General features: G+C 66.6%; 14 protein-coding genes. 7 read left to right on the top strand and 7 right to left on the bottom strand.

Annotation, left to right across the window (positions count from 1 at the left end; all coding sequences use genetic code 11):
* The first annotated feature begins 73 nt into the window (after nucleotides 1-73).
* Entirely contained in the window at nucleotides 74-2044 is a 1971-nt protein-coding gene (locus tag BMX85_RS23885) for a hybrid sensor histidine kinase/response regulator (RefSeq protein WP_090324651.1), read from the top strand.
* On the opposite strand, the gene BMX85_RS23890 is transcribed toward BMX85_RS23885, so the two are convergent.
* From BMX85_RS23890 to BMX85_RS23900, 3 genes are read right to left on the bottom strand one after another with little or no spacing between them, the layout of a single operon-like run.
* A complete protein-coding gene (locus BMX85_RS23890) occupies nucleotides 2041-3900 on the bottom strand; it encodes a glycoside hydrolase family 15 protein (RefSeq protein WP_229210647.1) in 1860 nt (619 codons plus the stop codon). The genes BMX85_RS23885 and BMX85_RS23890 overlap by 4 nt on opposite strands.
* A complete protein-coding gene (gene otsB / locus BMX85_RS23895; protein ID WP_229210648.1) occupies nucleotides 3897-4691 on the bottom strand; it encodes a trehalose-phosphatase in 795 nt (264 codons plus the stop codon). Before otsB ends, BMX85_RS23890 begins: the two co-directional genes overlap by 4 nt.
* Nucleotides 4692-4713: 22 nt before the next feature.
* On the bottom strand, nucleotides 4714-6999 hold the full coding sequence (locus BMX85_RS23900) for an alpha,alpha-trehalose-phosphate synthase (UDP-forming) (RefSeq protein WP_090324654.1): 2286 nt from the start codon (nucleotides 6997-6999) through the stop codon (nucleotides 4714-4716).
* A gap of 186 nt (nucleotides 7000-7185) precedes the next feature.
* On the opposite strand from BMX85_RS23900, the gene BMX85_RS23905 reads away from it, so the two are divergent.
* Entirely contained in the window at nucleotides 7186-8310 is a 1125-nt protein-coding gene (locus BMX85_RS23905) for a mechanosensitive ion channel family protein (protein WP_090324657.1), read from the top strand.
* A 58-nt stretch (nucleotides 8311-8368) separates the two neighbouring features.
* On the opposite strand, the gene BMX85_RS23910 is transcribed toward BMX85_RS23905, so the two are convergent.
* From BMX85_RS23910 to BMX85_RS23920, 4 genes are all read right to left on the bottom strand, one after another.
* Entirely contained in the window at nucleotides 8369-9871 is a 1503-nt protein-coding gene (locus BMX85_RS23910) for a carboxylesterase/lipase family protein (protein ID WP_177196868.1), read from the bottom strand.
* An 89-nt stretch (nucleotides 9872-9960) separates the two neighbouring features.
* On the bottom strand, nucleotides 9961-10125 hold the full coding sequence (locus BMX85_RS30595) for a hypothetical protein (protein ID WP_177196869.1): 165 nt from the start codon (nucleotides 10123-10125) through the stop codon (nucleotides 9961-9963).
* Nucleotides 10126-10297: 172 nt separating this feature from the next.
* The gene (locus BMX85_RS23915; protein ID WP_090324663.1) at nucleotides 10298-10858 is read right to left on the bottom strand and encodes a hypothetical protein; all 561 of its coding nucleotides are present in this window, start codon (nucleotides 10856-10858) and stop codon (nucleotides 10298-10300) included.
* Nucleotides 10859-10930: 72 nt separating this feature from the next.
* The gene (locus BMX85_RS23920) at nucleotides 10931-12868 is read right to left on the bottom strand and encodes a phosphatase PAP2 family protein (RefSeq protein WP_090324665.1); all 1938 of its coding nucleotides are present in this window, start codon (nucleotides 12866-12868) and stop codon (nucleotides 10931-10933) included.
* Between the two features lie 287 nt (nucleotides 12869-13155).
* Between BMX85_RS23920 and BMX85_RS23925 the strand changes: the two genes are divergently transcribed.
* The 5 genes from BMX85_RS23925 (at nucleotide 13156) to BMX85_RS23945 (ending at nucleotide 18712) form a co-directional block, all read left to right on the top strand.
* The gene (locus BMX85_RS23925; RefSeq protein WP_090324667.1) at nucleotides 13156-13626 is read left to right on the top strand and encodes a (2Fe-2S)-binding protein; all 471 of its coding nucleotides are present in this window, start codon (nucleotides 13156-13158) and stop codon (nucleotides 13624-13626) included.
* 1 nt (nucleotide 13627) lies between these two features.
* A complete protein-coding gene (locus BMX85_RS23930) occupies nucleotides 13628-15799 on the top strand; it encodes a xanthine dehydrogenase family protein molybdopterin-binding subunit (protein WP_229210649.1) in 2172 nt (723 codons plus the stop codon).
* 37 nt (nucleotides 15800-15836) lie between these two features.
* On the top strand, nucleotides 15837-16181 hold the full coding sequence (locus BMX85_RS23935; RefSeq protein WP_090324673.1) for a hypothetical protein: 345 nt from the start codon (nucleotides 15837-15839) through the stop codon (nucleotides 16179-16181).
* 85 nt (nucleotides 16182-16266) lie between these two features.
* On the top strand, nucleotides 16267-17499 hold the full coding sequence (locus BMX85_RS23940; protein ID WP_090324677.1) for a TolC family protein: 1233 nt from the start codon (nucleotides 16267-16269) through the stop codon (nucleotides 17497-17499).
* Nucleotides 17500-17509: 10 nt separating this feature from the next.
* Nucleotides 17510-18712, top strand: coding sequence for an efflux RND transporter periplasmic adaptor subunit (locus tag BMX85_RS23945; RefSeq protein ID WP_090324783.1), 1203 nt, complete (start codon nucleotides 17510-17512; stop codon nucleotides 18710-18712).
* Nucleotides 18713-18722: the final 10 nt, after the last annotated feature.

Below are 18722 nucleotides of genomic sequence, written 5' to 3' on the forward strand. Positions count from 1 at the left end.
CGCTGTAATTGCCCGGCCCGTTTTGCGGGGTGGCGTTGTCGCTTGGTATGATTAGGAAAACCAAGGACTTCCGATGCTGCTTTCCGCAAAAAAACTTTCTCCCGCGATGCGCTATGCCGTCGGCGTCGGCTTGTCGTTGTTGGCGTTGCTGCTGCAGATCGGGGTGGCCGCCTTCGTCGGCAACCGCGTGCCGTTTCTGCTGTTCATTTCGCTGGTGGCGCTGGCCGCGGCCGTGCTCGGCAGCGGCCCGGCGGCGATCGTGCTGCTGACCGGCTTCCTGTACGGCTGTTCGATCTTCTTGCCGCTCGGCACCTTGTACGTCGGCAGCATTCGCGACCAGATTTCATTGGCGCTGTTTGCGGTGGTCGGCATCTTTTTCATTGTCGTCGGCAAGAAGGTGCGCGAGGTCATCAACCGCGCGGGCGACGCCGAGCTGGCGCTGCTCAACGAGAAGCTGACCCGCGAGCGCGCCGACGACGAGCACCTGCGCCAGTTGTACCAGCAGGTGCGCAGCAGCGAGGAGCGTTACCGCAACCTGTTCGATGCGATGGACCAGGGCTTCAGCGTGATCGATGTGATCTTCGACGACGCCGGCGCGGCGGTCGACTACAAGGTGCTGGAGATGAATCCGGCGGGGATCGCGATCTACGGGCTGGGCGATGTCGTCGGCAAGACCATCAAGGAAGTGGTCCCGCATATCGGCTCGTACTGGATCGACACCTATGCGAAAGTGGCGCTGACCGGGCAGCCGGTGCGCTTCGAGAACCAGGCGCAGTCGAGCGGGCGCTGGTTCGAAGGCTACGCCAGCCGCGTCGGCGACGCCGACAGCCGCAAGGTGGCGCTGCTGTTCACCGACGTTAGCGTGCGCAAGGAGAACGAGGCGCGCCTGCGCCGGCTGGCGGCCGACCTGTCCGAGGTCGACCGCCGCAAGACCGAGTTCCTGGCGGTGCTCGCGCACGAGTTGCGCAATCCGCTGGCGCCGATCCGCAGCGGCCTCGATATCCTCAAGCTCAGCGGCGCCAACCCGCAGATGGTCGAACGCATGCGCGACATGATGGACCGCCAGGTCACGCACATGGTGCGGCTGGTCGACGACCTGCTCGATGTCGCCCGCATCAACGGCGGCAAGATCGATCTGAAGAAGGAGCGCGTGTCGCTGCACGGCATCGTCTCGGCGGCGGTGGAGGCCAACGCGCCGATGATCGAGGGCGCCCGCCACCGGCTGCATGTGGCCATGCCCGACGAGGCGATCGAGTTGCTGGTCGACCCGACCCGCCTGGTGCAGGTGCTGGGCAACCTGCTCAACAACGCGGCCAAGTACACGCCGCCCGGCGGCCGCATCGATGTAAGCGCGGTGCGCGACGGCGCGCAGATCGTCATCGCGGTCGCGGACAACGGTGTCGGCATCCCGCAGGCGGCGCAGCCGTTCATCTTCGACATGTTCAACCAGGTCGGCCGCAATATGGATTTGTCGCACGGCGGCCTGGGGATCGGCCTGTCGCTGGTCAAGCGGCTGCTGGAGATGCATGACGGAAGCATCAGCGTCGCCAGCGGCGGCGCCCACGGCGGCGGCACCACCTTCACGCTCCGGTTGCCGTTGAGCGTGGGCGACGAAGCGGCGCGGCCGGCGCACGACCGGCCGGCGGCGGCGCCGCGCGCGGACATGCTGCGGATACTGGTGGTGGACGACAACGCCGACGCGGCGCAGACGCTGGCCAGTCTGCTGGAGTTCAAAGGGCACAGCATCCGCGTCGCCAACGACGGCATCGAGGCGCTGGAGGTGGTGCAGGACTGGATACCGGAGGTCGGGTTGATCGACATCGGCATGCCGAATCTGAACGGCTACGAGCTGGCGCAGGCGCTGCGGAACAACCCGGCGCTCGACGGCATGGCGCTGATCGCGCTGACCGGCTGGGGCGCCGAAAACGACCGCGCCCTGTCCAGGGAAGCCGGCTTCGCCGAACATTTGACCAAGCCGGTGGATGTCGATGCGATCGAGGCGGTCCTGGGCAAATTGCCCAGGACGCCGCAAGGCGCCGTCTAGACCACGCTATCCCACGGCGCCGACAGGCGCATCGCGCAATTGATCAAGCCCACCATCGAATACGTCTGCGGGAAGTTGCCCCACATTTCGCCGGTGACCGGGTGCGTGTCCTCGGACAGCAGCCCCAGATGGTTGCGCGCCTTGAGCATGGTCTCGAAGATCTCGCGCGCCTCTTCCTTGCGGCCGATGCGCGCCAGCGCGTCGATGCGCCAGAAGGTGCAGATGTTGAACGCCGTCTCCGGCTTGCCGAAATCGTCCGGCGCCTCGTAGCGGCGCATGTACGGGCCGTCGCACAGCGACTTCTCCAGCGCCTCGACCGTCTTGACGAAGCGCGGGTCCTTCGGATCGATGAAGTTCACCTCGGCCATCAGCAGCACGCTGGCGTCCAGGTCCTCGCCGCCCAGGCTCTCGCAGAAGGCCTGGCGCTTCTCGCTCCACGAATCGCGCAGCAGCGGCACGCGGATTTGCTCGGCGCGCGCCTGCCAGTGCGCGGCGCGCTCCGGCAACTCCAGCACGTTGGCGATCTTGGCCAGGCGGTCGCACGCCGCCCAGCTCATCAGCATCGACGAGGTGTGCACGCGGGCGCGGGTGCGCAGCTCCCACATGCCGGCGTCCGGCTGGTCGTGGACGCGGAAGGCTTGTTCGCCGACCGCCTCCAGATGCGCGAACTCGGCCACGCCGGCGCGGTTCAGCAGACGGTGGTCGAGGAAGGCTTGCGCCGCCCCCAGCACCACGTTGCCGTAGACGTCGTGCTGGAAGTGTTCCTGCGCCTGGTTGCCGACCCGCACCGGCTGGTGGCCGCGATAGCCGGGCAAGTGGTCCACCGTCGACTCGGGCAGGAATTCCTCCAGCCCGATGCCGTACAGCGGCTGGATGTGGCCGCCCTTGGAGCTGGCGACGATGTTGCTCAGCCAGCGCAGGTATTCCTCCATCGTGCCGACCTCGGAAATGCTGTTGAGCGCGCGCACCACGAAGAAGGCGTCGCGCAGCCAGCAGAAGCGGTAGTCCCAGTTGCGCGCGCTGCCGGGCGCTTCCGGAATACTGGTGGTCATGGCGGCGATGATGGCGCCGGTGTCCTCGTACAGCGACATTTTCAACGTGATGGCCGCGCGGATCACCACGTCCTGCCACTCGTACGGCAGCGCCAGGCGGCGGCTCCAGTTGCGCCAGTAGTTGATGGTTTCCTTCTCGAAGCGGCGGCACACGTCCTCGATGCCGTCGTTCAAGGTCTCGTCCGGCCCCAGCATGAAGTTGAGCGAACTGTTGGCGAGGAACCAGGTCTCCGACAGCAGGTGACTGAGCGAGGCATCGGTGTTCAGGCGCAAGGTCTGGTCCGGCCCGACGTAACGGATGTGGTGGCTGCCGCGGGTGATCTCCGGCGCCTCGCGGCCCCAGTCGAAGCGCGGACGCAGCCGCACGCGGATGCGCACCGCGCTGTTGAGGATGCGGATGCGGCGGATCAGCATCAGCGGCCGGAACATGCGGTCGCGGCTGGTGAAGCGCGGCGCGAAGTCGGTGATCTCGATGCCGTGGTTGTCGGCGTCCATCAGGCGGGTGCGCAGCACGGCGGTGTTGGGATCGTAGAACTGCTCGGTCTTGACGCAGTTTTCCAGCTCGATGCTCCAGACGCTGCCGTTCTCGGAATTGTCGAGCAGGGCATTGAACACCGGATCGCCGTCGAAGCGCGGCAGGCAGCACCAGACGATGTTGCCGCTGCGGTCGACCAGCGCGTTGTACGAGCAATTGCCGATGACGCCGCAGTTCAGCGACGCCTCGGGCGTGACCGGTTTGCCGGGCGCGGCCTCGTTGGGATTGGTGTGGGCGGCGGAGTTGGTGTCGGTTTCGGTGCTGGTCATTGTTTGTCTCCATGAGGCAGGGTAGTGGCCGCTTGCATCAGCTGCGCGCGCAATGCCTGCGGCGAGGCGAGGCGGCGCAGCGCGGCGCTCGGACCGGGGCCGATCTTGACGCCCATGCCGCCCGCTTGCTGGGCGTAGGCGATGCCGGCTTCGTCGGTGGTATCGTCGCCGGCAAATACCGGCTTGTGGCCTTGGAACGGCGCTTCCTGCATGAACGCGGCCAGGGCGCTGCCCTTGGTGCTCGATCCGGGCTTGAGCTCCAGCACCATTTTGCCATGCAACAGTACCATGCCGGGGCTGGCGTCGAGCGCTTCCTGCATGACCTGTTCGCACAGCTCCTTCAGTCCCGGCGCCAGCCGGTAGTGCAGCGCCAGCGCGCCGCGCTTTTCCTCCAGCAACAGCTCCGGATACTGCGCCACCAGCGGTTGCAGGCGCGCTTTGGCGGCGTCCAGCGGCAGCACGGTGATGTAGTGCAGGGCGCCGTCGGCGGCGCGCCGCTCGGCGCCGTGCACGCCGGCCGCCGGCAGCTTGAGCGGCGCCAGCATGGCGTCGATCTGTTCGATCGGGCGGCCGCTGACGATGGCCAGGCGCCCGCCCAGCTTGTCGCGCAAGCTGGCCAGCGCCTCGACCAGGCCGGGCACGACCACCACCGTGTCGGGCGTTTCGGCCAGGTCGACCAGGGTGCCGTCGAAGTCCAGGAACAGGCTGCAATCGGGCCAGTCGGCCAGCAGGAAAGCCTGGTTGTCGGCGGACGTGGTTTCGTCAGCCGGGTTCGGTTCGAGTGTCATCATCGTTGTCTTTTCACCTGCCAATTTAACTGACCCGGCGCAGGTTGCCGCGGCTGTGGGAACGGATCTTCTGCATCACTTTTTCGCGTTTGCGCAGACGGGCGGCGTCGAGCAGCATGTGGCCGGCCCAACGGTAGACGTTGAAGCGGCGCACGCGGTCGCGCATGCTGCGCATCCGTTCGCGCTGCTCGACCGGCGGCATCGTCAGGCCGCGATACAGCGCCTCGGCGCCCTGCTCGATGTGGTACGGGTTGATGATCAAGGCTTCGTGCAGCTCGCGGGCGGCGCCGGTGAACTGGCTCAGCACCAGCGCGCCGCGTTCGTCGTCGCGGGCGGCGATGAATTCCTTGGCCACCAGGTTCATGCCGTCGTGCAGGCTGGTCACCATGCACACCTCGCTGGCGCGGAAGTAGCGCTGCAGTTCGGCCTGCTCGTGGTGCTCGATCTTCAGGATGATCGGCAGGTAGCCGTCGCTGCCGAAGCGGTCGTTGACCCGCGCTGCCAGCTTGCGCACGCGCTGCTCGAAGTTCATGTACTCCTCCAGGTCGGAACGGCTCGGCGCGGCGATCTGCACGAAGCTGAACTTGCCGATCATGGTCGGATGGCGCTCCAGCATGCTCTCGACGGCCTGGAAGCGCTCCAGGATGCCCTTGGTGTAGTCGAGGCGGTCGACGCCGAAGGCCAGCAGGTGGTCTTCCGGCACGCCGAGGATCTGGCGGATCTCGGTGCGGCACTGTTCCACCGGTTGCGTGTCCGGATAGTCGGGCCAGGCGATCGAGATCGGGTAGTCCTCGACCTGGGTCAGCTCGTTGCCGTACGAAATGGTCGACGCTTCCGGCTCGATACGGGTTTCCAGGTAACGGTCGACCGTGTCGAGGAAGTTCTTGCGGTGGAACGGCGTGTGGAAGCCCAGGATCGTGCTGCCCAGCATGCCTTCGAGGATTTCTTCGCGCCACGGGCAAATGCCGAACGACTCCGAGTTAGGCCATGGGATGTGCCAGAACGTGATAATGGTGGCCTTCGGCAGCGCCTCGCGCACCATGCGCGGCAGCAGGGCGAAGTGGTAATCCTGCACCAGCACCACCGGGTTGTCGGTGCGCGCTTCCTTGATGACGGCGTCGGCGAAGCGGCGGTTGACCTTGACGTACTCTTCCCAGTCGGACGAGCGGAACACCGGACGCACGTGGGCGATATGGCACAGCGGCCACAGGCCTTCGTTGGCGAAGCCGTAGTAGTAGCCTTTTTCCTCTTCTTCCGTCAGCCAGACGCGGCGCAAGGTGTAGCTTGGATTCTTCGGCGGCACCGGCACGTGGTCGTTGCGGTCGACCGTCTCGCGGTCGGCGCTGCCGGCGCCATGGGCGATCCAGGTACCGGAGCAGGCGCGCATGACCGCCTCGACGGCCGTCACCAGGCCGCTGGCCGGACGCCGCACGCGGATCGTGCCGTCGGCGTTTTTCTCGTGGATGTAGGGCTCGCGGTTGGACACCACCAGCACCTGGTCGCCGGCCAGATCCTGTTGCAGCAGGGCCTTGAGTTTTTCCGGCGCCCATTCGGCGCTGTTGTTGCTGCTGCTGCTCTGGCGTTCCTCGTGGTATTCCTCGAGCAGGCTGCGCAGCTCGCCGATCAGCGGTTCCATTTCCGGCGGCGGCGGCGGTGGCGGCGTGGCGCCGGGGGCGGTCGATTTGACGTCGCGCGGCAGCAGTTGGCCGCGCAGCACGTCGTTCAGGCTGGCCAGCCAGCCGCGCCAGCTCAGGTGCGACACCAGCAGGGTCAGGAAGGCGATCGCCACGCCCAGCAGCGCGAAGAAGATCAGCACGTACTTGGTGGTCTCGGCGCTGCGGCGCTCGATGAAGCTCATGTCGTGCACCAGGATCAGCCGGCCCAGGCCGGTGCCGTTGTCTTCGATCGGGGTGTCGGCGACGTGCACCGGACCGCGCGGAAGTTGCACCAGCGACTTTTGCTTGGTGCCGTCGGTCGGCTTTTCCCAGCAGCCCAGCGATTGCGGGTAGGTGGAGGTTTTGTACAGCAGCTTGCCGGACGGATCGCAGAAGCCCAAGGCGAACAGGCGCTCGTCTTCGATGGCGCCGTCGAACAGCTTCTTGATGTGCGCCTTGTCGTTGAGCAGCACGTCCTCGCGCAGCGGCACCTGCAAGGTCGCGGCTAACAATTGCGAGCGGTTATCCAGATCGCGCACCGACCAGCGCAGGGTCAGGTTGTCCATCAGCGGGACGACGATGTAGGCGAACAATCCCAGCAGTATTGCCAGGGGGAACATGAAACGTAGTGATAATTTTACAGAGCGTGAAAGCATTGGAGGAGTCCTCAGGTGTGATTGCAGGATAGAAAAACAACCGCTGCATCAATTTTTCGGGATGCGTGGCAATCGACCTCAGCTCCTCTATTGTTTCATTCATGAGGGAAAAACCTTTGTTCGCTAGCGCACGCATGCGGGCAAATGGCGCGCCGCAACATGGCAGAGTCCCCTAGAATCGGGCCCATGGAACTCGACTATTTCTCCGATATGCATGAAGGGCCGTGGCGCGCCGCCGCAGTGGTGGGCATCAGCGCCGTGGTGTTTGTTGCCGTGGCTCTACTGTTGCATCGGGCCGGCATTATGCTGCTCCGCCGCATCGCGCGTAACCGGCCTTACACCACCAATGCCATCAAGTACGGCTGGCGTCCGAGCCAGTTGTGCATGGCGCTGTTCGCGCTGCGCCTGGTGCTGACGGGCGCGCCGGAAAACATGCCGCTGCTGCTGCCGATCTCCCGCATCAACAGCGTGCTGCTGATTATCTGTCTGACGTGGCTGGCGATTGCCTGCGTCAATTCCATCAAGCGCACCATCACCGAGGTCAACCCGGTGGATTCCGCCGACAACCTGCGCGCGCGCCGGCTGCTGACGCAAACGGCCGTGCTGACCCGCAGCGCCAACTTCATCATCGGGCTGGTGGGGCTGGGGTTCGTCCTGCTGACCTTGCCCGGGGCGCGGCAGTTCGGCGCCAGTTTGCTGGCCTCGGCCGGCGTGGCGGGCCTGGTGGCCGGTATCGCGGCGCGGCCCGTGCTGGGCAACTTTATCGCGGGACTGCAAATCGCCTTCTCGCAGCCGATCCGCTTGGACGATGTGCTGATCGTCAAGGGCGAATGGGGGCGCGTCGAGCGGATCACCGGCACTTACGTCGTGGTGCGGATCTGGGACGAGCGGCGCCTGATCGTGCCGCTGCAATGGTTTATTGAAAATCCGTTCGAGAACTGGACGCACACGTCGTCGTCGATCCTCGGCACGGTGTTCCTATGGCTGGACTTCAGCGTGCCGGTGCCGGCGATCCGCGCCGAGTTCGAGCGCATCACGCACGCGTCGTCGCGCTGGGACCAGCGGGTGTGCGTGCTGCACGTGACCGACGCCGACGACCGGGGCATGCAGCTGCGATTGCTGATCAGCGCGCAGGATTCCGGCACCGCCTTCGACCTGCGCTGCGAAATCCGCGAAGCGATCATCGCCTTCGTGGCGGCCAACTATCCGGATTCGCTGCCGCGCCTGCGTCCCGTGCTCGACGCGCCCGGCCCGCAAGAGCAAAGCCTGGGCAAGCGCGCCACGCACGTGGCGGACAGTCCGGCGCCGTAAGATTGACGCCTGTATGGCGGATGGCGTGACGTGCATCCGCCATGCGCACACTGCTCGCTTAATTCGGCACGGTGGCCGACTGCGGATAATCCCGCTCCTGGTACATCAACCCGCACTGCGCCGCGCGCAACCCCTTGCGCGCCTCGACACCGGTCGGCGCGATGTCCAGATACGCCGCCGCCTCCCAGGCGGTGTGGCCCACCGCCGGCCAGCGCGGCAAGCCGGCGCCGTTCGGATCGCCGCTGCGGATAAAGTTGGCCCAATAGCGTATCACCGGCGGCCACTCGGCCGGCATCGCCTTAACCGGGATGGCACGATAAACATAATCCATTTCCGACGTGTGCTCGGGCGGCTTGCCCGAACCCGGCGCGCCCAGCCCGAATTCATACCGCCACACCCGCGCCGGATCGGCCATGTGCCGCGCCATCCAGCCGGCCGGACAGCGGAACCACATATCCGTGATCAATTGCGTCGGCACGCTGCCCAGCACCGCGTCGTCACGGTACAGCGCGCCGCCCGCCTGCGCCTGCTTGCCGAACGCCGCCGTCAGCAGCGCCGGCACGTGGTCCGGCTTGCGGTCGGACCCCAGCTCCTGGCTGTTGCTGCCGATGATGACGCGAATATCCTTGCCGGCCCCTTTGGCATATGCCTGCGCGTACGGCAGCGGCACCACGTGGCCGTCGATGATTTGCTGTTCCCAGATAAAGCTCGGATCGACGCCTTCCGGCGTCGGCAGATTGGCGGCGGCCGCGTCGACGGTCGCCGCCGGCAATTGCCGCAGCCTGGCCAGCCCTTCGGCGCCATGCGGCAGTCGCAGGCGGTCCAGCAGCACGTTGCCGATCGCCTCGTTCTGTCGCGCGGTGCGGGGCGCGCCGGGGGCCGGCGCCTGCAGGATCGCTTTGTCGAACAGCCCTTGCGACAGCGGCGACATGGTCAGCAGCAGCGCATCGAACGCGCCGGCCGAGTTGCCGGTGATGGTGACGTTGCCGGCGTCGCCGCCGAAGGTGGCGATGTTCGCCCGTATCCATTTCAGCGCGGCGAGCTGGTCCAGCAGAGCGTAATTGCCGGAGGCGCCGTGCGGGCTTTCCTCGCGCAACGCGTCGAGGCCGAGGAAGCCCCACGCGCCCAGCCGGTATTGCACCTTGACCAGGACGATGCCTTCGCGGTGCAGCGCGTCGTCCGCCATGCCGCCGGCGCCGGCGTAGGCGTTGGAGCCGCCGTGCAGGTAGACCAGCACCGGCAGGCGGGCCGTGTTTTTCGTCGCGGCCGGCGTGCGGATCGACACCGTCAGGCAATCCTCGCGCATCGTCGGCAGGAAGTCCTTGTTCCAGCCGGTATCGCCCTGGGCGCAGGCCGGCGCGATCTTGGTGGCGTCGAGCACGCCGGACCAGGCGGCGCGCGGGACGGGCGGCTTCCAGCGCAGTGCTCCGGCCGGCGCGGCGGCGTACGGGATGCCGTAGTAGATGCTGCTGCCGTCGGCCATGGGCTGGCCGGCGACTTTGCCGCCGGCAACCGTCACTTGCTGCGCGTGGGCGGAAGCGCAGCCGATTGCCGTGATCATCACGGCCTGCAATAGTATGTTCATGGCAGGAGTGTGCCGTGAACGCGCGGGCGATGCAATTTAGATAATCACCAAGCGGCGCAACGATATTAGCCGGGCGCGGTTGGCGGGGCGGGCGGCTGGGCGTAGATGACGATCGGCGCGGGACGCTTGGTCGTATTGCTCATCATGAAAAACAATCCGCCAAAACCGAAGAAGAGGCCGATGGTCGTCGCGATCATCCAGCAAAGAATATCGGTGCTGGATTTTTGCATGTCGGCGCGGATATCGGCGATGTCCGCTTGGCCGCCGTTTGCTCGAGGCGCAATTCGATCTTCGCGAGCCGTCCCCGCGTTTCGATGGCGAATTCTTCGAGCGTGATCAGGCGCGCTTCCATCTCCTCATCTTAGTCAGCGGCCCGGCCTTGGTCAAATATCCGTCGGGTATCTAACGCTCTTTGGATTTGGGTTTGCGCGCGATGATCTCGTTGATCAGCTTGCGTTCCTTGTCGGTCGCCTTGCGCAGCAGCGCCTCGTGCTTTTCGCCCAGCGCGATCGACTCGGTGATTTCCGGGGTGATCGCCGATGACTTGGCGATGCGTTGCGTGATCCATGCCGTGAGCAGGCACATCACCAAGGTGCAGGCGATGTAGAACGCGATCCACAAGCCCGTCTGTCCCCGGCTGCGGTTGATCGCCTGGACGACCTGTTCGGCTTCCTTGGTCACCGCCGCCATCTTGCCCATCATGTCGGCCACGGCGATGCTGGCCGATTCGGCCGCCACCCGTCCCGCCTCCCTGGCGGTGGCGTCGACGATGGCGGCGGCCTTGGCCTCGATCTTGGCCGCCTCGGCGATGCGCGCGTCGATCTGGTTCAGGCTGATATTCGCCATGCGTACCAGTTTGTCGCAGCCGGCGATCTGCTTGGAGAAATTCTGCAGGTCGTTGTGAAAGCGGTCGGCGTTGAAAAAATCGCCCTGGGGGTGCGATGTCGGGTCGTTGTCGTTCATCGGGTATCCGCGTTTTCCAATAAAAAAGGGGCATGACGAATCATGCCCCATGATACCGGTAGAGCGGAAGAGTTAGCTACCGATCGTCAACGTCAGCGTCGTCGCGCTGTACACCGGCGTGACATTGGTGAAGCCGTCGACCGCGATGCTGGTGAAACGGCCCTTCAGATTGCCGGCGCTCAGCACGATGATGCTCTCGCCCGCCTTCGGCTTGTAGCTGCCCGGGAACTTGACGCGCAGCGTACCGCCGGCGATGGTGGCGGTGCCGGCCACCGTCATGGTGCCCTTGGCGCCGCCCAGCGCGTTGAGCTCGAGGGTGGTGGCGCCGGCCAGTTGCGTGTACGCGCGGGCCAGTTTCAGCTGGGAAGCGGTGTTGGCGACCAGCGTGCCGCCGCTGACATAGACGTCGCCGTTGCCGAACGCGGTCGGCGACACGCCCTCGAGCGCGCCGGCGGTCAGCTCGGTGCCGCCGGTCCAGCTGTTGTTGCCGGCCAGTTTCAGCGTGCCGCTGCCTTGCTTGATCAGCTTGCCGCTGCCGCCGATGTCGTTGCGCCAGCGGTCGGCCGCGTTGAAGCCGCCCTTGGACGCGTCCATGGCCAGCACCACGTTGCCGGTGAAGGCGCCGTAGCCGTCGGCCGCCGCGAACAGGTTGAGTCGGCCCCAGCCTTCAGGATCGTCCATCACCGGATAGCCGGACGCGACCGCCGTGGTTTTCAGCACCACGCGGCGCTGGGCGTCGCTCAGGTAGGGCAGGCGCGTTTCCAGCAGCACTTCGGCGCCCTTCGGCACCGAGGCCGGCGCGTTGGTCGGCGCGATCGGCGCGAACCCATAGGTCATGCGGCGCAGGTAGTTGGCCTTGTTGGTGGCGTAGTCCGAGAAGCGGTCGCTGCCCGATTGGGCGAACGCGGTGAACGTGGTCGGCGTGGTCGAGGTCGCGGCCATCAGGGCGCTGTGCGCCTGCGCGTAGCCGGCCGTCTTCTTGGCGGCGTTGGCCGGGTCGACCATGGCGGCGGCAACCACCGCCTGGGCGTGGATACGCCCGCTCAGCACGTCGAGCGGCGAATGCATGCCGGCCAGGATGCGCGACTCGCCCAATTCCAGGCCGCGGCTGATGATTTCCTGATAGCGCTCCGGCACCGCGTAGGCCATCGCCAGCGCGTTGCGCACCGATTCGGCCGAGTGGCCGCTGGTGAAGCCGCCGTCGGTGGTCGGGGTCGTGCTCTTGGCCGGGACCAGCGCCGGCAGCACCTGCACCGCGCTGCTCCAGCGGTAGGGGCGGGCATATTTATAGAAGCGCTTGGCCGGCTCGGTCGACCCGTTGGCGCCGACCATGTTGACCAGATCGACGACGGCGCCGAAGGTCGGGTTGGCGCTGCCGCCGACGCCGTTGTTGTTGCCGCCGTCGTTGTACAGCACGGTGGTGGCGTCGGCCGCGATGGCGGTGATGGTGGTGGTCTGCTGGGCGGCGGCGCGCCAGGCGTTGGTCAGCGGGCCCATGCCGTCGCTGACGCTGTAGCCCTTGTTGCGGCGGTCGTCCAGATACGCGGCCAGCGCCTGTTCCGGCGTGCGGTTGGCGGTGGCCTTAACGACGTAGTCGATATTGGCGTTGTGGACGGCCTGGTTCAGGATGGTGCCGCCGTTGGTGCCATCGTTCGGCACGCCGGTCCAGGCGGAGGCGACGACGGCCGGGAAGCTGCCGACGGCCGGCGCGGTCACGCCGGCGTCGACAATTTCGGTCAGCGGTTTCCAGATTTGCAGCATGCCGGCGAGCACGCGCACGCCGGCGTTGGTGTCGAGGGTCGCGTAGCGGGCGTCGCCGCGCTGGTTGGTGGCGGCGGTATCGACGAAGGCGGTGACGGTCGGCACCGGGGCCAGGTCGGCCGCGCCCTGGTCGGCCGGCGCCGCCGGAACGGCCACGACCTGATCGTCATTACTGGAACCGCCGCAGGCGCTCAAGGCGACGGCGATGCTGATGGCGAGGATAAGGGGGCGCGACGGAACGAGGTGCATGCGGGAGTCCAATGGTTGGAAGTAAAAAGGCCATAGAGTAATGACGTCATATGACATAGCTGTTACTGCCCGCCGCCTGGAACCGCTTCCAACCAAAATAAACCGGGGGTCAGTGCCGACATTCGGACAAAAGCCGAAAATTGGGAACTTCCGGGTGAAGCAAAAGTTCCAAAATGTCCGAATGTCGGCACTGACCCCAGGGGTTGTGTTATCACTTTTGGGGAGTATTGTTGGGAGGACACTCTGTCTATAGTGTGGCTTTATCCTTTCTCTGTAAGGAGCCGCACATGGTCAAGCTGGAAATCAATGGCAAGAGCCGCGAATTCGATGTCGCCGGCGATATGCCGCTGTTGTGGGTGCTGCGCGACGAGGCCCATATGATGGGCACCAAATTCGGCTGCGGCATGGCGCTGTGCGGCGCCTGCACCGTGCATGTCGACGGCGAGGCCACCCGGTCTTGCGTGCTGCCCGTGTCGGCGGTCGCCGGCAAGAAGATCACCACCATCGAGGGCGTGGCCGCGACGCCCGCCGGCAAGGCCGCGCAGCAGGCGTGGATCGCCGCCGAGGTGGTGCAATGCGGTTACTGTCAGTCGGGCCAGATCATGTCCGCCGCCGCGCTGCTGGCCGGGAACAAGCAGCCGACCGACGCCGATATCGACGATGCCATGTCCGGTAATATCTGTCGCTGCGGTACCTATGCCCGCATCCGCGCCGCGATCAAGGATGCCGCCCAGTCGCCGCTGCTGCAGGGGGCTTGAGATGAACGCTCCCTTTCATCCCGGGTCCATCGAACAGTCGCGCCGGAGCTTTCTGAAGATCGCGGCCGCCGCCGGCGGTGGCTTGATGGTCGGCTTTTGGTCGCTGCCGGGCGAGACGTTCGCCGCCACCGCCGCCGCCGCGCCGGCGGACCTGAATGCCTTCGTCTCCATCGGCGCCGACGATACCATCACCCTCACCATGCCCAAGGTGGAGATGGGGCAGGGTACCTATACCTCCGTGCCGATGCTGATCGCCGAGGAGCTGGAGGTCGACATGGACAGGATCTCGCTGCGCCACGCGCCGCCCGATGCAAAGGTCTACGGCGCGCCGTTCGGCGACCAGTTCACCGGCGGCTCGACCTCCATCCGCCTGATGTGGGAGCCGATGCGCCAGGCCGGTGCGGCCGCGCGCATGGTGCTGATCCAGGCCGCCGCCGACCAGTGGAAGGTGGCGCCGGACAGCTGCCACGCCGAACACGGTGAAGTGGTGCACGCGGCCAGCGGCCGCCGCATCAAGTACGGCCAGCTGGTGCAGGCGGCCGCCAGATTGCCGCTGCCGGAGAAGATCGCGCTGAAAGACCCGAAAGACTTCAAGTTGATCGGCAAGCCGCTCAAGCGCCTCGACGCCAAGGGTAAAACCGACGGCACCGCGTTGTTCGGCATCGATACCGTGGTGCCGGGCATGAAGGTGGCGGTGGTGGCGGCGAGTCCGGTCGTCGGCGGCAAGCTCAAATCCGTCAAGGACGCCAAGGCGCGCAAGCTGCGCGGCGTGCGCAGTGTCGTCAAGCTCGATAACGCGGTGGCCGTGGTGGCCGATAATTATTGGTACGCCAAGCAGGGATTGGCGGCGCTGGAGATCACCTGGGACGAAGGCCGGTACGCCAAGCTGTCGACCGACGACGTGCGCGCCATCATGGTCGAGGCGCTGAAAAAACCCGGCAAGGTGGCGCGCGACGACGGCGATGCGCTCAAGGCGCTCGCCGCCGACGGCAAGCGCGTCGAGGCGGTCTACGTCAATCCCATGCTGGCCCACGCGACCATGGAGCCGATGAACTGCACCGTCCATTACGACGCCAAGGCCGGCAGCGCCGAGATCTGGGTAGGCACGCAGGTGCCGGCCCGCGCGCGCGACGATGCCGCCAAGGTGCTGGGACTGGCGCCGGAAAAGGTCACGCTGCACAACCACCTGATCGGCGGCGGCTTCGGGCGCCGTCTGTACACCGATTACGTGGTGCAGGCGGCCGCGCTGGCCAAGCAGGTCAAGGCGCCGCTGAAGGTGGTGTGGAGCCGCGAGGAGGATATCCAGCACGATCTGGTGCGCGGCCTGTACGCGCATTCGGTGTCCGCCTCGCTCGACGCCAAGGGCATGCCGGTGGCGTTCTCGCACAAGATCGCGGGGCCGTCGAACCTGGCTACGTTCGCGCCGTCTTTCCTGAAGGATGGCCTGGACACCGACAACGTCGAGGGTTCGGACACCTTCTCCTACGATATCCCGAACATGCGCGTCGAGTACACGCGCGAGGACGGCCCGGTGCCGAGCGGCTTCTGGCGCGGTGTCGGCCCGACCCGCAACATGGCGGTGCTGGAGAGCTTTATCGACGAGCTGGCGGAAAAAACCGGCCAGGACCCGCTGGCCTACCGCCTGGCGATGCTGCGCCGGCAGCCGCGCGCGGCCCACGTGCTCAAACTGGCCGCGCAGCGCGCCGGCTGGGGCGCCAAGCTGCCGGCGCGGTCCGGCCGGGGCATCGCGCTGATGCGCGCCTGGGGCACCTATCTGGCGCAGGTGGTCGACGTCAGCGTCAACGACGACGGCGAGGTGGCGGTCAAGCGCGTGGTCTGCGTGGTCGATTGCGGCCATGTCGTCAATCCGGACACCGTGGCGGCGCAGATCCAGAGCGGCATCAACTACGGCCTGACGGCGGGGCTGTTCGGCGTCATCACCTTCAAGGACGGGCGCGTCGAGCAGAGTAACTTCCACGATTACCGCATCCTGCGATTGAGCGAGGCGCCGGTGATCGAGGTGGAGATCGTCCCAAGCACCGAGGCGCCGGGCGGCATCGGCGAGCCGGGAACGGCCGGTGTGGGGGCGGCGCTGACCAACGCGGTGTTCGCGGCGACCGGCAAGCGGGTACGCGAGATGCCGTTACGCGCCGAGCTGCTGAAAAAGGCCTGATGGCGCATGGCCGGCGGCAGGCTGCTACAATAGGCTGGTGAAAAAGCTATTGCTCATCCTGCTGCTGACCATACTGCCGATCCAGTACGCCTGGTCGATGGCGGCCGTCTATTGCCAGCACGAGCCGGCCAAGGTGAGCCACTTCGGCCACCACGGCCATCAGCACCAGGCGCAGTCCGACGAGGATCCGGACCACGGCAAGCCGGTCAAGGTGCATAGCGATTGCGAAGTGTGCCATCACGCGGTGCAGGCGTCGGTACTCGAAGAAGGCGCGATGTTGGCGCAGCCGGCGGCGCAGTGGCATGCCGCGGCATTGATCCCCGATTATCATTCTTATATCTCCGATGGGCCCCGGCGCCCCAATTGGCTGCTCGTCGCCTAGCGCGACGAGACCTCTCCTCCTCATATTTTTTGTCCGACGACGGTGACGTCTCGTCGAATTCTTTTCCATTCATTCGGAGAATTCGATGTACAAGTATGTTTTGTCGCTTTATATGGCGGCATGGCCGGCGTTCGCGCTGGCCGGTGGATCCGTGCCCGCGTCCGAACCCACCGGGCCGTTGACGCTGGAGGCGGCGCTGGCGCTGGCCGCCGACGCCAACGCCGACCTGTCGGCCGCGCGCCACGAGCTGCTGGCGGTGGACGGCGCGGTCCAGCAGGCTGGTTTGCCGCCCAATCCCTCGCTCTCGGTCGAACGGGTCGATACCCGCCGCGACGCCCGCGAAACCACCTTTCTATTGAGTCAGCCGCTGGAGCTGGGCGGCAAACGCCAGGCGCGCGTGCAGGCCGCGCAGCGCGAACGCGATAGCGCCTCGGCGCAACTGGGCGCACGCAAGGCCGATATCCGCGCCGATGTCATCGACGGCTGGTTCGCCGTGCTGGCCGCGCAGGAGCAATTGCGGCTGGCGCAGGAGGCGTCCGAACTGGCGCAGCGCGCCGCCGCCGCCACCGGACGGCGCGTCGTCGCCGGCAAGGTGTCGCCGGTGGAGGAGACGCGCGCGCGGGTCGCCGCGTCGACCGTGCAGCTGGATCTGCTGCGCGCGCGCAGCACCCTGGCGATCGCGCGCAAGAAGCTGGCGGCGATGTGGGGCAATCCGGCGCCGCGCTTCGAAAAGGCCGACGGCGATCTCGATACCTTGCCGTCGCTGCCCGACCAGGCCTTGCTGCACCACCGGCTGGCGCAGGCCCCCGGCATGGCGCTGGCGCGCTCGGAACTGGACAGACGCCAGGCGCTGGCCAGGGTCGAGCTGACCCGCCGGATGCCCGACATCACGCTCAACGTCGGCAGCAAGCGCTCGGAGGAACTTGGGCGTTCGCAGGCGGTGTTCGGCATTTCGGTACCGCTGCCATTCTTCGACCGCAACCAGGGCGCCGTGCTGGAAACGGCGCGCCGCGTCGACAAGGCGCGCGACGAGTTGAGCTCCACCGCGCTGCGGCTGGACGCCGAACTGGCGCAGGCGCGCGAGGATTTCGACGTCGCCCGCCAACAGGCGCTGGCGCTGCGCAGCGAAATCGTGCCCGGCGCGCAAAGCGCCTATGCGGCGGCCAGCACCGGATTCGATTACGGCAAATTCGGCTTCCTCGACGTGCTCGACGCCCAGCGCACCTTGCTGCAGGCGAAATCCCAATACCTCAACGCCCTGGCGGAGGCGCATCGCGCCAAGTCCGCCATCGGCCGCATCCTCGGAGAGGACCAATAAGATGAACAATATGACCAAAAAACAGAAGCTCACGATCGCCGTCATGGCGGTCATCGGCGTGCTGCTGGCGGCATGGATGCTGATGCCGAAGCGCGGCGAAGAAACGCTCGAAAACCACGATGACCATGGGTCGGAAGCGGTGGCACCACGTAAAGACGATCACGCCGGCGAGGAAAAGCCCGAAAAAATCGCGCTCGACGACGCGCAGATCACGGCGGCCGGCATCGTTGTCGCCACCGCCGCGGCGGCCGACATCAGCGTCGCCATCACGCTGCCCGGCGAGATCCGTTTCAACGAGGACCGCACCGCGCACGTGGTGCCCAAGCTGTCCGGCGTGGTCACCGCCGTGATGGCGGACCTGGGCCAGACCGTCAGGCAGGGGCAGGTGCTGGCGGTGGTCGCCAGCAGCGGCTTGTCCGAGCAGCGCAGCGAGCTGCTGTCGGCGCAGCGGCGGCTGGCGCTGGCCAGCACCACGCTCGATCGCGAACGCCGGCTGTGGCAGGACAAGATCTCCGCCGAGCAGGATTATCTGCAGGCCAAACAGGCGATGAGCGAGGCGGAAATCGCGGTGCAGAACGCGCGCCAGAAGTTGAGCGCCTTCGGCACCGGCGCCGCCTCCGGCTCGGACCTGAACCGGCTGGAACTGCGCGCGCCGTTCGACGGCATCGTCATGGAAAAGCACCTGGCGCTGGGCGAGGCGGTCAAGGAAGACGCCAACGTCTTCACCATCTCCGACCTGTCGACCGTGTGGGCGGAAATCGCCGTGCCGCCGAAGGACCTGAACCTGGTGCGCGTGGGCGGGACGGTGACCGTCAAGGCTTCGGCCTTCGACGCCCAGGCCACCGGCAAGATCACCTATGTCGGCTCGCTGCTCGGCGAGCAGACCCGCACCGCCAAGGCCCGCGTGGCGCTGGCCAATCCGGACCGCGCGTGGCGTCCGGGCCTGTTCGTCAACGTCGATGTGTTGTCCGGCCAGACCGGCGCCGCCGCCGTCACCGTCGCCACCGAGGCGATCCAGACCCTGGAGGACAAGCCCGTGGTGTTCGTCAAGGTGGCCGGCGGTTTCATGCCGCGCTCCGTGGCGCCGGGGCGCAGCGACGGCAAGATCACCGAGATCGTGCACGGCCTGACGGCCGGCACGCAGTACGCCGCCGCCGGCAGTTTCGTCCTCAAGGCGGAACTGGGCAAGGGCAGCGCCGAGCACGCGCACTGAGGCGGGGGAC

It is taken from the genome of Duganella sp. CF517 (assembly GCF_900110275.1).
Taxonomy (GTDB): domain Bacteria; phylum Pseudomonadota; class Gammaproteobacteria; order Burkholderiales; family Burkholderiaceae_D; genus Rugamonas.

What these genes read in the sequence shown, in the direction of transcription:
- BMX85_RS23885 (WP_090324651.1), top strand. Translation starts at nt 74, where the DNA reads ATGCTGCTTTCCGCAAAAAAACTTTCTCCCGCGATGCGCTATGCCGTC.
- BMX85_RS23890 (WP_229210647.1), bottom strand. Translation starts at nt 3,900, where the DNA reads ATGACCAGCACCGAAACCGACACCAACTCCGCCGCCCACACCAATCCC.
- otsB (WP_229210648.1), bottom strand. Translation starts at nt 4,691, where the DNA reads ATGATGACACTCGAACCGAACCCGGCTGACGAAACCACGTCCGCCGAC.
- BMX85_RS23900 (WP_090324654.1), bottom strand. Translation starts at nt 6,999, where the DNA reads ATGCTTTCACGCTCTGTAAAATTATCACTACGTTTCATGTTCCCCCTG.
- BMX85_RS23905 (WP_090324657.1), top strand. Translation starts at nt 7,186, where the DNA reads ATGGAACTCGACTATTTCTCCGATATGCATGAAGGGCCGTGGCGCGCC.
- BMX85_RS23910 (WP_177196868.1), bottom strand. Translation starts at nt 9,871, where the DNA reads ATGATCACGGCAATCGGCTGCGCTTCCGCCCACGCGCAGCAAGTGACG.
- BMX85_RS30595 (WP_177196869.1), bottom strand. Translation starts at nt 10,125, where the DNA reads ATGCAAAAATCCAGCACCGATATTCTTTGCTGGATGATCGCGACGACC.
- BMX85_RS23915 (WP_090324663.1), bottom strand. Translation starts at nt 10,858, where the DNA reads ATGAACGACAACGACCCGACATCGCACCCCCAGGGCGATTTTTTCAAC.
- BMX85_RS23920 (WP_090324665.1), bottom strand. Translation starts at nt 12,868, where the DNA reads ATGCACCTCGTTCCGTCGCGCCCCCTTATCCTCGCCATCAGCATCGCC.
- BMX85_RS23925 (WP_090324667.1), top strand. Translation starts at nt 13,156, where the DNA reads ATGGTCAAGCTGGAAATCAATGGCAAGAGCCGCGAATTCGATGTCGCC.
- BMX85_RS23930 (WP_229210649.1), top strand. Translation starts at nt 13,628, where the DNA reads ATGAACGCTCCCTTTCATCCCGGGTCCATCGAACAGTCGCGCCGGAGC.
- BMX85_RS23940 (WP_090324677.1), top strand. Translation starts at nt 16,267, where the DNA reads ATGTACAAGTATGTTTTGTCGCTTTATATGGCGGCATGGCCGGCGTTC.
- BMX85_RS23945 (WP_090324783.1), top strand. Translation starts at nt 17,510, where the DNA reads ATGACCAAAAAACAGAAGCTCACGATCGCCGTCATGGCGGTCATCGGC.